This window comes from Chitinolyticbacter meiyuanensis, assembly GCF_008033135.1.
Lineage (GTDB): Bacteria > Pseudomonadota > Gammaproteobacteria > Burkholderiales > Chitinibacteraceae > Chitinolyticbacter > Chitinolyticbacter meiyuanensis.
Map to the genome: position 1 here is coordinate 1,126,952 of NZ_CP041335.1, position 12,940 is coordinate 1,139,891.

General features: G+C 64.6%; 13 protein-coding genes. 3 read left to right on the forward strand and 10 right to left on the reverse strand.

Annotated elements, in window-relative coordinates; translation table 11 throughout:
• Positions 1-4: 4 nt before the first annotated feature.
• Positions 5-1,543, reverse strand: coding sequence for a murein biosynthesis integral membrane protein MurJ (gene murJ, locus FLM21_RS05480; protein WP_148714597.1), 1,539 nt, complete (start codon positions 1,541-1,543; stop codon positions 5-7).
• A 186-nt stretch (positions 1,544-1,729) separates the two neighbouring features.
• On the opposite strand from murJ, the gene rpsT reads away from it, so the two are divergent.
• Complete coding sequence (gene rpsT / locus FLM21_RS05485) at positions 1,730-1,996, forward strand: 30S ribosomal protein S20 (RefSeq protein ID WP_148714598.1); 267 nt, start codon at positions 1,730-1,732, stop codon at positions 1,994-1,996.
• Positions 1,997-2,064: 68 nt separating this feature from the next.
• Here the strand turns inward: rpsT and FLM21_RS05490 are convergent, their stop codons facing one another.
• Positions 2,065-2,415: a hypothetical protein gene (locus tag FLM21_RS05490; RefSeq protein WP_148714599.1), complete on the reverse strand. Its 351-nt coding sequence runs from the start codon at positions 2,413-2,415 to the stop codon at positions 2,065-2,067.
• A gap of 126 nt (positions 2,416-2,541) precedes the next feature.
• On the opposite strand from FLM21_RS05490, the gene FLM21_RS05495 reads away from it, so the two are divergent.
• Positions 2,542-3,657, forward strand: a complete 1,116-nt coding sequence (locus tag FLM21_RS05495; RefSeq protein WP_148714600.1) for a diguanylate cyclase domain-containing protein — start codon at positions 2,542-2,544, stop codon at positions 3,655-3,657.
• Here the strand turns inward: FLM21_RS05495 and FLM21_RS05500 are convergent.
• Both FLM21_RS05500 and FLM21_RS05505 read right to left on the reverse strand, forming a co-directional pair.
• The gene (locus FLM21_RS05500) at positions 3,654-5,435 is read right to left on the reverse strand and encodes a GGDEF domain-containing protein (RefSeq protein ID WP_246120828.1); all 1,782 of its coding nucleotides are present in this window, start codon (positions 5,433-5,435) and stop codon (positions 3,654-3,656) included. The two genes, FLM21_RS05495 and FLM21_RS05500, sit on opposite strands and share 4 nt — an antisense overlap.
• Positions 5,436-5,647: 212 nt before the next feature.
• Positions 5,648-5,962 (reverse strand): hypothetical protein, encoded by a 315-nt coding sequence (locus tag FLM21_RS05505; protein WP_148714601.1) that lies wholly within the window; start codon positions 5,960-5,962, stop codon positions 5,648-5,650.
• Positions 5,963-6,185: 223 nt separating this feature from the next.
• Here FLM21_RS05505 and FLM21_RS05510 point away from each other — a divergent pair, with 223 nt between their 5' ends.
• Complete coding sequence (locus FLM21_RS05510) at positions 6,186-6,782, forward strand: TetR/AcrR family transcriptional regulator (RefSeq protein ID WP_148714602.1); 597 nt, start codon at positions 6,186-6,188, stop codon at positions 6,780-6,782.
• Between the two features lie 61 nt (positions 6,783-6,843).
• Here the strand turns inward: FLM21_RS05510 and FLM21_RS05515 are convergent, their stop codons facing one another.
• From FLM21_RS05515 to FLM21_RS05540, 6 genes are all read right to left on the reverse strand, one after another.
• Complete coding sequence (locus tag FLM21_RS05515; RefSeq protein WP_148714603.1) at positions 6,844-8,457, reverse strand: NAD+ synthase; 1,614 nt, start codon at positions 8,455-8,457, stop codon at positions 6,844-6,846.
• A 64-nt stretch (positions 8,458-8,521) separates the two neighbouring features.
• The gene (locus FLM21_RS05520) at positions 8,522-9,493 is read right to left on the reverse strand and encodes a hypothetical protein (RefSeq protein ID WP_148714604.1); all 972 of its coding nucleotides are present in this window, start codon (positions 9,491-9,493) and stop codon (positions 8,522-8,524) included.
• Positions 9,494-10,084, reverse strand: coding sequence for a LemA family protein (locus tag FLM21_RS05525; protein ID WP_148714605.1), 591 nt, complete (start codon positions 10,082-10,084; stop codon positions 9,494-9,496).
• 68 nt (positions 10,085-10,152) lie between these two features.
• Positions 10,153-10,941 carry a HesA/MoeB/ThiF family protein gene (locus tag FLM21_RS05530; protein ID WP_148714606.1) on the reverse strand — a complete coding sequence of 263 codons (789 nt, stop codon included), beginning with the start codon at positions 10,939-10,941 and terminating at the stop codon, positions 10,153-10,155.
• Between the two features lie 62 nt (positions 10,942-11,003).
• Positions 11,004-11,372, reverse strand: a complete 369-nt coding sequence (locus FLM21_RS05535) for a hypothetical protein (RefSeq protein WP_148714607.1) — start codon at positions 11,370-11,372, stop codon at positions 11,004-11,006.
• Positions 11,373-11,463: 91 nt separating this feature from the next.
• Complete coding sequence (locus FLM21_RS05540; RefSeq protein WP_148714608.1) at positions 11,464-12,939, reverse strand: S41 family peptidase; 1,476 nt, start codon at positions 12,937-12,939, stop codon at positions 11,464-11,466.
• Position 12,940: the final 1 nt, after the last annotated feature.

A 12,940-nucleotide genomic window follows, 5' to 3' on the forward strand; every position in this document is an offset into this window, starting at 1 on the left:
CTGGCTATTGCACCGCGCGGCGCGAAAAGTCGCGCGGGCGAAAGCCCAACAGGCCCAGCGTGCCGAAGTAGGCCACGAGACCGGCGGCCACCAGCAGGCCCAGCCAGGTGAAGCGTTGCAGCATGTGGCCGCTGCCGAATTCCGGCAGCAGGTACTGCACGACAAGCAGCGCGGCAGCCATGGCCAACACGGCGGTGACCAGCTTGATGAAGAAGGTGCGCCAGCCGGTCTGTGGCGTGTAGATGCCGTGGCGACGCAGCTGGCGGAACAGCACTGCGGCGTTGAAGCAGGCGCCAAGGCCGATGGCGAGAGCGAGGCCGGCGTGCTTCAGGTGCCAGACGAAGACCAAATTCATCAGCTGCGTCAGCGCCAGCGTGATCAGCGCGATCTTCACCGGTGTCTTGATGTTCTGCCGGGCATAGAAGCCGGGTGCGAGGATCTTCACCATGATCAGGCCGACCAGGCCGACCGAGTAGGCGACGAGAGCCTGCTGCGTCATGGCTGCGTCGTGGGCGGTAAAGGCGCCGTACTGGAACAGCGAGATGGTCAGCGGCTCGGCGATCACCGCCAGTGCCACCGCCGACGGCAGCGCCAGCAGCAGTGCCAGCCGCAGGCCCCAATCGAGCAGGCGCGAATACTCGGCACCGTCGTTGCTGGCATAGGTCTTGGAAAGTGACGGTAGCAGGATGGTGCCGAGCGCCACGCCCAGCACGCCGCTGGGAAACTCCATCAGCCGGTCAGCGTAATACATCCAGGACACTGAACCGGATACCAGGAAGGACGCAAACGCGGTGTTGATCAGCAGCGAGATCTGGCCGACCGATACCCCGAGCAGCGCCGGGCCCATCTTCCTCATCACCCGCCATACGCCCGGATCGCGCCACTTCACCCGTGGCAGCACCAACATGCCGATTTCCTTCAAGGCGGGGAACTGCCAGACCAACTGCAGGATACCACCGGCCAGCATGCCCCAGCCCAGCGCCATCAGGGGCGGGTCGAAATAGGGCGACAGCCACAGTGCGAACACGATCATCGCCACGTTGAGCAGCGTGGGCACGAAGGCCGGCACCGAGAAGCGATTCCAGGTATTGAGCACCGCGCCGGCCAGCGACGACAGCGAGATCAGCAGGATGTAGGGGAAGGTGACGCGCAGGAGATCGACGGTGAGCGCGAACTTGGCCGGGTCGCGGGTGAAGCCGGGTGAGCTCAGCCAGACCACCACTGGCGCCGCAATGATGCCGATCGCGGTGACCACGGCGAGGATCAGGGTCAGCATCCCGGCCACGTGTGCAAGGAATACACGGCTTGCATCCTCGCCCTGCTGGTTCTTGTACTCGGCGAGGATGGGCACGAAGGCCTGCGAGAATGCGCCTTCCGCGAAGATGCGACGCAACATGTTCGGCAGCTTCTGCGCAATAAAAAAGGCATCCGGCCCCATGCCGGCCCCGAACAGCCGCGCGATCAGCATGTCGCGTACGAAGCCGAGCACGCGGGAAACCATGGTCATCGAACTGACGGCGGCAAGCGATTTGAGCAGGTTCATGGCGCGGGGCAGCGAGGAAATGCGGCATGTTACCCTGTTGCCGATACCGCCGCGCAGTGGTTTTGCCCCGGATCCGGTCTTGCAAGAGTGCCCGGCTTGGGATAACATCCGGCGTTTCCGAATCGACTTACCCGGCGCCTTGAGGCTTCGGGTGGTTTCAGACCACAGCTTCAGGAGTTATTCAAGATGGCTAACAGCGCCCAAGCTCGCAAGCGTGCGCGTCAGGCTGAACAAGCCCGCCAGCACAATGCCAGCCAGCGTTCGGCTTTCCGCACCGCGGTCAAGAAGGTGCTGAAGGCAATCGAAGCCGGCGACCAGAGCGCCGCAAAATCGGTGTTCCAGCAGTCGGTTTCCGTGATCGACAGCATTGCCGACAAGAAGATCTTCCACAAGAACAAGGCCGCTCGTCACAAGAGCCGTCTGTCCGCTGCAATCAAGGCCATGGCTGCCTGATTTTCGCTGCGTATTGAAAAGAAAACCCCGGTGCGCCGGGGTTTTTTCTTGCCCGCGCTTTCTGTGTGTCAGGCGCGGCGCTTCATCAGACGGAAAGCACGCATCAGCCGCTGGTAGTCCTCCTCGCCGTATTCGTACCAGTGTTCATCCTCATCCCCCTGCTGCCAGCTGGCGCTGATGCGGGCATAACGACCAATCTCGTTCCAGACGCCGGCCGCCAGCTTGTCGAGGCACCACACCGGACTTTCATCGCGCACCGTGCGTTCGGCCTCGATGCCGAGCAGCAGCAATTCGCCGCCCGCACTCTGGCGGATGGCGCGCACTACGCGCGCCTGCAACGCGGAGACGGCCGCGAGCGCGGCCTCGGCCTCGGCGGGCGCGAGCGGGGCGATGCTGAGGTAAAGCTGGGCGTGTGGCATGGCCACAGTGTATGCCCGGGGCTGTGGTTTACGCCAACCGATGGGCACATGCCGGACGGCGGCTCGGTCAAGCTGGCCCGAGTGTGCTAGATTGGGCGAGATTTGTAAGCAAAGGCCCGCGCCCCTATGCAAGCCGACCATGAACTCGCCAACCGCCCCCGTATCCTGATCGTCGACGATTCGCGCATCGTCCGCGCAACCGTCAGAAAGCATCTGGGCGACCAGTTCGATGTGATCGAGGAAGGCGACGGCGAGGCTGGCTGGCGGCGACTGCTGGCGGACGACACCGTGCAATTGCTGTTGTCGGACCTCACCATGCCCGAGCTCGACGGCATTGGCCTGCTGACACGTATTCGTGCCGCCGGCGACGAACGCCTGCGCCGCCTGCCCATCATCATCATCTCTGGCGAAGAGGACGAAGCCACTCGCCTGCATTGCGTCGAGCGCGGTGCCAGCGATTTCGTCACCAAATCCACTGACCGGGCCGAGATGCTGGCACGGGTCACCGCCAATATCGAGCGCGCCGCCTCGCAGAAGGCGCTGGCCGAGACCCGCAGCGAAGCCGCGCGCTCGGCTACGGTGGACAGCACCACCGGCGCCGGCACCTCGCACCTGCTGATGCTGCAGACCGAGCAGGCACTGGCCTTTGCCCAGCGGCACAACCGCGAGGTGACGCTGCTGCTGGTCGAGATCGATCACTACCAGGCCTTGTCCGATCAGCTCGGCGCACGGGTGGTCGAACAGATGCTGGCCTTGCTGGCCAAGCAACTGGCGGCCAAGTTGCGGCGGGAGGACACACTGGCCCATGTCGAGGGCCCGCGGTTCGCGGTGGTGTCGCCAGCGACCACGCTGGGCGAGGCACGCATCCTTGCCGAGCGGCTGCGGCAGGCGTTGGCCGGAGCCAAGATCAGCTTCCGCGGCAGCCAGCTGCAGGTGACGGCCAGCGTGGCCATCGCCAATTCGCGCGAGGATGATTGCGGCGATGCCGCCACACTGATCGGCGCTGCCAACGACCGGCTCTACGCCACGCCGGGCGAAAACCGGGTGCTGGCGCCGGAAGTGGTCGAAGCACCGCCGGTGCCGACCTTGCCCGAGGCGCTGCTGCTGCTGCACAAGGGCATGCACGACGAGTTGCGCCCCCATCTGCCAGCCTTGCTGGCCGGATTACAGCCGCTGCTGGAATACGCCGATCGCGAGTTGCAGCTCGGCTGGTCGTTCGACAAGCTGCCGCGCGTGCGCTAAGCCGCGCTCGCCTGACCGACCGAGCTTGGGGCGCGTACGCTGCCGCGTCGCTCGACGAAGCAACTCGATCCGGCCGTGCGTTTGGCCATGTGCTTGGCGCGCGTGGCCGCTGCAGCTACCTCGTGATGGCTGTTGTATTCGCCAGCCCCGCCATGCAGCAGACCCACCGACAGGCTGACCAAGGGGTGCTGCTGCACCAGCCCGCGCCGGTCGGTAGCGAGGTAGCCACCACGTTCCAGATGCACCGGATCGAATAGTGCCTGCACCCGCATATCGAATTCGGCAAGCAGCGCAAGGCAGCGCGCCTCGCTGTCGGGTGAGCGGAACAGCACGACGAAGTCGTCGCCGCCGATATGGCCGACGAAGTCAAAGCGGGCATCGGCGAAGCGGGTCAGCAGTTCGCCCACCAGCCGGATCATGTCGTCGCCGCGCGCATAGCCATAGATATCGTTGTATGGCTTGAAATGATCGAGATCGAAATAGCCGATGGTGAAGGCATCACCGCCATCGAGCAGCGCCTCGATCCGTTCCTGGATCGGCACGTTGCCCGGTAGCTGGGTCAGCGGGTTGGCATAGCGCGCTGCCCGTATCTGCAGCTCGGTGATGGCGCGCATCAGGTCGTGGCCGGTGCCGACACCCTGATAGCGACCGTAGCGGGTGATGATGAAGCCGTCGGCGAGGTAGCGACGCTCGGCCGCCGTTACCCGTTGCGATAACTCCTGCAGGCTGAGTGTGGCCTCGACCACCAGCGGCGCGTCGTCCATCAGCACTGTGCACGGTCGGTAACGATAGAGCTCCTTGGAGAAGGGGCGGGCGAAGAACTCCAGTACTTCGTGCCGCTTCAGCAGGCCGACCGGGCGGCCATCGTCGACCACTGGCAGCGCGTAGAGCCGCGCTTCACTGGCGAAGCGCTGGTAGATCTGCTCGCAGCTCTCGCCGGGCGGCACGCTGTCGGCCTCGACCAACAGGCTGCCTGCAGTGCCATCGTTGCTCGATGAGACGCCCGGCTCTGCCGGTTGCAATTGCAGGTGGCGCGCTGGTTGCGCTTGCGGCCGGGCGATCAGGTAGCCCTGGGCCAGCGTGATGCCGATCTGGCGCAAGGCCAGCAATTCCTCGGGCATTTCCACGCCTTCGGCGATTACCCGTGTACCGGTGTTGAGGGCAATGTGCTGGATCGAGCGGACGAACTGGCGCTTTTGTGCGTCGTCGGCCAACCCCTGGATGAAGTATTTGTCGATCTTCACATAGTCGGGCTTGAGCTCGGCCCAGAGCTTGAGCGAGGCAAACCCTTCGCCCAGATCGTCGATGGCAATGCGAAAGCCGGCCTCGCTGCAATGGTTGAGGGCGGCCTTCAGTGCGTCGCCGTCCTCGGCGGGCTGGGTCTCGGTGAGCTCGATTACCACGCGCTGTGGCGCCAGCCCGGCGTCGCCCAAGAGCTGCAGCGTGGCATCGGACCCGTAGCTCGGATGGTCGAGGCTGGAGGGCGTGATATTGAGGAACAGCTTGCCGGGCAGCCGCGCCGCCGCAAAGGCGGAGATCACCGCGCGGCGACAGGCGAAGTCGAGTTCATCGAGCAGCCCGACCTGCTCGGCGGCGCGAAAAAGGTTGATCGGCGAGTGCAGGAAATGCGCCGATGGGCCGCGTACCAGTCCTTCATAACCGAATACCTCGCCATCGGCCAAGGTGGCGATGGGCTGGAACAGCACCGCGAGGCGGCTGCCACGGATGATGTCGGCGAGTTCTTGGCGCAGGGCATCTAGGGCGGGCAGGTCCGGCATAGGGCGGTAAACGGTTTCAAAAGACGCAGCCTAGGCACGTAAGGTTTCTTTTGTGTGACAAGTGATCGGTGAAGACAAAAAAACGGCACCCCAAGGGTGCCGTGCCGAGAGCGGTGGTGGTCAGTGCCGGTAGCCCCAGACCTCGACCAGCCGTTTGCCATCGTCGGCAATGATGCGCAGCGTGTGGCGCATCCTCGCCAGCGTGTGTGAGCTCACCGCGATAGCTGCCATCGGTGCCGCAGCCGGCCAGCGTGAACTCGACTGTCAGCGCGCCCGCCATGGCGCTGGCGCCGGCAGCCTTCACTGGTCGACGACAGCTTGCCATTGGCGCAGGCGGTGAAGGGCAGTGTTGCGCCGTCGGCGATTCTGACGCCGTAGTTTCCTGCAGGCAGCATCGTTTCCTCCGCCGGCTGGGCCACCTGCTGCTGTAGCGTGATGGTGTGGGCAGCTGGTGGCTGCCATGGCCTGCCAGCTGCAATTGGCGCGTTGCTGGTGATGAGGGCAAAGGCAAGACTGGAAGTCTTCATGAGGCGCTCCTTGGAAAAGGGCTCTCATGTAAAAACCAATGTGTATCTTGATGCCTGCCTGGACAATGCGGGTTAGGATTTGTAGCAAATTCCCAACAAAACTCAATAAATTAGCAAATGCTGTTGAATTGTGACGTGAAAACGCAACCAAAAACGAGACACTTACAAACCAGACGATGCTCATATTGTGGTACGGGTTGGACAGTCGGATACAATCGGCCGCATGGCTACCCAGGCACAACGCTCATCGCTTACACAAGGCCGCTTGATCGAAGCGACCACCCGGCTACTCGCCGAGCAAGGGTATGCGGCGCTGGGTGAAGCCAGAGTCTGTGAGCGTGCCGGTGTCAGCCGCGGCGCGTTGCGTCATCACTATCCCAAAGGCCGCTACGACCTGCTGCCGCTGGTGGTGCAGGCGCTGCTCGACGAGGAATGCCGCCGTCTCGATGAACTCGGTCCGCTGACGCCCAAGGAGCGGCTGTTCGTGATGATGAACGGCTTTCTGTTGGAGCCGGACCGCAACGCCACCATCGCCATCCTTGAGATCTGGATGGCCTCGCGTGGTGATGCCAAGCTTGCCGAAAGCACGGCAGCGGCCTTCGAGGGCACGATCGAGCGCTTGTTCGGCCATGGGCCATCCCAGCCGGCCGATGCTGAGGAAATCGCCCTGCGCTGTTTCTTGCACGGCGTGACGCTGCATCGCTTCTCGGTCGACTACGACCAGCAGCGCCTGGCTGCGGCAGTGCGCTGGATGCTGAGCCAGTTGCAGGCGCCGCCGCGTATCACCGAGCTGCTGGCGAGCTGGCAGGCTAATCTCTGATTCGTTGCTTTTCCGATACAAAAAACGCCGGTCCAGCCGGCGTTTGGTTTTTGGGTGACGATCAGTTGGCCCAGCGGTTGGTGATCGGCATGCGCCAGTCCTTGCCGAAGGCGCGGTGCGTCACGCGTGGGCCAACCGGTGCCTGGCGCCGCTTGTACTCGTTCACCTTGAGCAACCATACCACGCGGTCGACATCAGCCGCCGCGTAGCCACGGGCGATAATCTCGGCTTTGGCGCAATTCTCCTCGACATAGGCCTGCAGGATGGCATCGAGCACTTCATAGGGGGGCAGGCTGTCCTCGTCCTTCTGGTCCGGGCGCAACTCGGCCGAGGGTGGCCGGGTGATGATGCGCTCGGGGATCACCTCAGTAAGTGCGTAAGTGGCGGTGGCATTGCGCCAGCGCGCCAGCCGGAACACCAGCGTCTTGGCCACGTCCTTCAGCACCGCAAAGCCGCCGGCCATATCGCCGTAGAGCGTGGCGTAGCCGGTGGTCATCTCGCTCTTGTTGCCGGTGGTGAGCACCAGCCGGCCGCTCTTGTTGGAGAGTGCCATCAGCAATGTGCCGCGGATGCGGCTTTGCAGGTTCTCCTCGGTGGTATCGACGGCGGTGCCGGCAAATTGTGGCGTCAGGCCCAGCATGAACGCTTCGTACATCGGCCAGATCTCGATCTCGGAATACTGGCAGCCGAGGCGGGCGATCATCTCGCGCGAATCGTCCACGCTGATGTCGGCGGTGTAGCGCGAGGGCATCATCACCGCATGCACCCGGTCCACGCCGAGTGCATCGATGGCGATCGCGAGCGTCAGCGCAGAATCGATGCCGCCGGACAGGCCCAGCAGCACGCCAGGAAAGCGATTCTTGCCGATGTAGTCGCGCACGCCGAGCACCAACGCGCGATAGACGCTTTCCTCCTCGCCATACTCGGGCGCTCGCTGCGCTGGTAGCAGGTCACCGTCGGCGAAGTCAACCAGCTGCAGCGTCGTCTCGAACGCCGGCAGCTCGGCCACCAGCGCGCCGCTGCGATCGACCGCGAACGAGTGGCCATCGAACACCAACTCGTCCTGGCCACCGACCAGGTTGACGTAGACCACCGGCACACCGTTTTCGGTGGCGCGTTCGGCCACGGTCTGGCGGCGGCGCGATTGCTTGTCGCGATGGTAGGGCGAGGCGTTCAGCACCAGCAGCAGCTCGGCGCCTTCGTCGCGTGCGGCGGCGGCCGGTTCCACGTCCCACACATCCTCGCAGATCAGCACGCCTGCCCTGACACCAGCCACTTCGAATACCAGCGGCGCGTAACCGGGCGTGAAGTAGCGCACCTCGTCGAATACCGCATCGTTGGGCAGCAGCATCTTCTCGTAGCGGCCGAGCACATTGCCGTCGCGGATCACCGTGGCGGCGTTGAAGCAGTCGCTGCCACTGGCATACGGATGGCCGACCACCAGCGTGATGTCGTCGACCTCATCGATCAGCCGGCCGATGGCGCGGGCGCAGTCCTTGAGGAAGGCCGGGCGCAGCAGCAGGTCTTCGGGTGGATAGCCGGTCAGCGCAAGCTCGGGCGTGACCAGCACGTCGGCGCCTTGGGCGCGCGCTTCGGCGGCAGCCGCCAGGATGAGGTCGAGGTTGCCGGCAAGATCGCCGACCACGGGGTTGAACTGGGCAAGGGCGATGCGCATGGGCGGGCCGGGTGAAGGCAAAGCGTCATTTTATCGCGCGCGGCGACTTCGGCGTGTGCGGCGTTCAGCGCCCGAACAGCGGGATGAACAGCCACGGTTGCAGGTGATCCTCGACCGTGTCCGGCGCCCGCGCCAGCCACCACAGGCCGTGCAGCGCCAGCACCACCAGCGCCAGATAGGCCCAGGACCAGCGCTGATGGTAGCGCGCCAGCGTATCGAGCTCGCCGGTGACGATATAGAACGGCATGCGGCGCGATGGTCGGCGCAGCAGGTGGGTGCCCTGCTCGCGCGGCGCCTGGACAGTTTCCTGGCGGATCTCACGTGCCGCAGCCCGGCGCGCAACCTCCCATTCGTCGGCATCGATCTCGCCGCTGCCATCGGCATCGAAGCGCTGGACGAGGCCGGCCCGGTCGCGCTTCCAGTCGGCCAGGCGGGCGGAGACGCGCTCGCGTTCGCCATGCAGGGAGCGGTCGTTGAGCAGGGTGGTGAATTCGCCGAGCAATTCCACATGTTGGCCAGGGAAGATCCACCATTCGGTACGGCGCAGCTCGCCGTAATAGGTGATGCTGGCATCGCCGACGCGCAGGTCGGCATGGTCCGGGTCGACGAGGCAGCTGCCATTGCCGTCATCCAGTGCAAAGGTATTGCTGCTGGTCACGTCGCTGAGCTTGTGCCAGCCGCGGTTGTTGCCGGGGCCGTCCTGCCGTTCCTCCTCGATGCAGTGATACCAGACGCAGCGGGTGCCAAATGGCGAGACCAGCGGCATGCCGTCGCTGGGGTTTGCCCGGCCGGCCAGCCGGGCATAGCCCTGGCTGGTGCTGGCGATACGGGTGGCGGGCGTATTGTGGATGGCGAGATAGCGCCCGCGCTGGCTGTGCCAGCCGACGACGGCCAGCAGCGTGGTGAGCCCGAGCGCCCAGTTCCAGCCGGTGACCGACCACGAGATCCAGGCGATCAGCCACAGGCCGGCGGCGATGGCCGCGCAGATCCAATCGGCCCAGGCGCGCTGCAGCGCCGTGAGGTTGAACAGCGTCACTTACTGGGCGGCGTTGCTGGCGTCGGACTTGAACAGCTGCTTGAAGTCGACGTCGCGCTTTTCCGCATCCTTGAAGTGTAGCGGTCGCGCCTCGCCGAAGTTCAGGCTGCGGGCGATGATGACGTCGGGGAACTGCTCGATGCGCACGTTGTTGAGGTTGACCGCGTCGTTATAGGTCTCGCGGCGATCGGCGATGCTGTCTTCCAGCTCGGTGATCCGTGCCATCAGGTGGCGGAAGTGCTCATTGGCCGACAGCTCCGGATAGGCTTCGACAGTGGCGAACAACTGGCCAAGACCGGCGCGCAATGCGGTTTCCGCGGTACCGAGCGCGGCGATGTTGCGCGTTTCGCGCGCGTTCGCCACTTGGGCGCGTGCCTGCATCACCCGTTCCAGTGTCTCTGCTTCGAACTGCATGTACTGCTTGCAGGTTTCCACCAGCTTGGGCAGTTCGTCATGCCGTTGCTTCATCAGCACGTCGATGTTGGACCAGGCCCGGGCCACGCCATGCTTGAGCGTGACGAGGTTGTTGTAGATCGAGATCAGATAGAGCGCGACGACGGCGATCAGCGCCAGGAATATCAGCAGTGCCATGGTTTCCCCCCTTGGAGCGGACCATCATAGCGTGCGCCACGGTCTGCTGCAGCACGGAGAGGCTGGAGTCAGCCCGTCGCGCTACACACCGGGCAGTGCGGATCGCGCCGGTAGCGCAGCTCGCGCCACTGCATGCTGCGTACATCGAGCAATTGCAATCGCCCCACCAGCGCCTCGCCGGTACCGATGATGAGCTTGAGTGCCTCGGCGGCCTGCGCCGTGCCGATGATGCCCACCAGCGGCGCGAACACGCCGAAGGTGGCGCAAGGGCCGTCGCCGGCTTCGCCTTCCTCGCCGAACAGACAGTGGTAGCACGGCGCATCGGGCTGGCGCGGATCAAAGGTGGTGAGCTGGCCGTCGAAGCGCACGGCGGCGCCTGACACCAGCGGCGTTTTCAAGGCGACACAGGCGCGGTTCACCGCGTGGCGGGTGGCGAAGTTGTCGCTGCAGTCGAGTACCACGTCGGCAGCGGCGATGAGTTCATGCAGTCGTTCGCCGCTGGCGCGCTCCTGCAGCGCCTGCAGCGTGGTGTCTGGATTGAGTGCTGCCAGCGTGGCTGCGGCCGAGGCCACCTTGGGGCGGCCGATGCTGGCCTGCTGGTGGGCGATCTGCCGCTGCAGATTAGTCAGCTCGACCACATCGTCGTCGACCAGTGTCAGCGTACCTACGCCGGCGGCAGTGAGATAGAGCGCCGCCGGGCAGCCCAGGCCGCCTGCGCCGATTACCAGCACGTGGCTGGCGGCGATGCGCTGCTGGCCTTCGATGCCGATCTCGTCGAGCAGGATATGGCGGCTGTAGCGCAACAACTGGGTGTCGTCGAGGTCGAGCTGCGCGGAACGGGTGGGGCAGGCGGTCATGGTGGCAGGCCGGGTCGGGGCGATCATTATAACGAGCGCGCCGCTCGGTGCCCCGGCCACGGTCAAAGGTAGCGCCGCAGCTCCTGGGGCGTGTCGTCGTGATCGCCATGCGGATGGTGCTGCCAGACCTGGCGGTACACGCCATCGGTCTTGAGATCATGCTTGGCTTCGCCCAGATTGTCGTGGGCGAGTTCGTCCAGATAGTGAGCAATTGCCCGGCGTGTCCTGGCCACCAGCCGACCGGAGAGCAGATGGCCTGCGCGGAGCAGCAGTGCCTCCAGCTCCCGTAGTGTGTAGTCCTCCGGGTGGTAGCACAGCTGCAGGCGCTGCCCGGTAACCGCCACCTTCAGGCCGGGCAGGGTGGCGAGCAATTCGGCGGCGTCCTTGCCGTGGCCGGCCAGTTCGATCAAGCGGGTATGCTCGGCGTGCATCGCAGGCTCCTTCGGCGATTGCTTTCAGCCTAGCCGGCCCGCCAACAAAAAACCCCGCAATCGCGGGGTTTTTTGTACTGCTGGTCGCTGCTTACTTCTTGGCGGCGGCCTTGACTGGCTGCTTCTGCTGCATCAGCAGCTGCTGCACCTTGAGGACCGACAGCGCCTGCTGCAACTGGTAGTCGTTCTTCGATGCCAGCTCGCGCGGGTTGTATTCCGCTTCCTCGGTACCGGAGGCCGGCTTGGCGGCAGGTGCCTTGATCTCGGCCTTCGGCGTGACGGCAGGCTTCGGTGTCGGCACCGGCGCATTCTCGCCAGCCGGGTTTTCCAGATGGCGTTGCAGGTCGGCTTCACGCAGCATCAGGCCGCTTTCTTCCTTGCCATTCAGCGTGGCTTCTTCCACCACGATGTCCGGCGTGATGCCCTTGGCCTGGATCGAGCGGCCATTCGGCGTGTAGTAGCGCGCCGTGGTCAGCTTGAGCGCCGACTTGGCATCGATCGGCAGGATGGTTTGCACCGAGCCCTTGCCGAAGGTCTGGGTACCGACGATGAGCGCGCGCTTGTGATCCTGTAGTGCGCCGGCCACGATCTCAGAAGCCGAGGCCGAGCCGCCGTTCACCAGCACTACCAGTGGCACGGTCTTGGCGTCGGCTGGCATGTTCTTGAAGTAGTCGTCCTTGCCGCCGCGCTGGTAGTTCTCGCGGCTGGCGTTCAGCTTGATCTTGGCGTCCTCGCTGCGGCCTTCGGTGTAGACCACCAGTGCATCCTTGGGCAGGAAGGCAGCGGAAACCCCGACCGCGCCATTGAGCAGGCCGCCCGGATCATTGCGCAGGTCGAGCACCAGCCCCTTGAGCGGGCCCTTGTTGTCCTTGTAGAGCGTCTCGATCGCCTTGGCGACGTTCTCGGTGGTGTGCTCCTGGAACTGCGTGACGCGGATGTAGCCGTAATCCTGCTCGGCGAGCTTGGACTTCACACTCTGCACCTTGATCACCGCGCGCTTGAGGCTCAGCACCATGGGCTTGGCCGCGCCCTTGCGCAACACCGTCAGCGTGACGGCGCTGCCCGGCTTGCCGCGCATCTTGTTCACCGCTTCGGATAGCGACAGCCCCTGCACCTGGGTGTCGTCGATCTTGACGATGTAGTCACCGGCCTTCACCCCGGCGCGGAATGCTGGCGTGTCCTCGATCGGCGAGACCACCCGCACCAAGCCGTCTTCCATGTTCACTTCGAGGCCGAGGCCACCGAATTCACCCTGGGTGTTTTCCTGCAGATCCTTGAAGGCCTCTGCATCGAGGTAGGACGAGTGCGGGTCAAGCCCGGCCACCATGCCCTTGATCGCTTCCGAGATCAGCTTCTTGTCCTCGACCGGCTCGACATAGTTCTGCTTGATGAGGCCGAACACCGTGGAGAAGGCTCGCAGGTCTTCGATCGGCAGCGGGGAGGCCACCGTCTCCTTGTCGGCCATCACGTTGAACGACAGGCTGATCGCCACGCCAAGGCCGGCGCCGGCGGCGAGCAGGGCAATCTTCTGGAACTTCCCGTTTTTCTTGGAAGAGTGAGCGGTCATA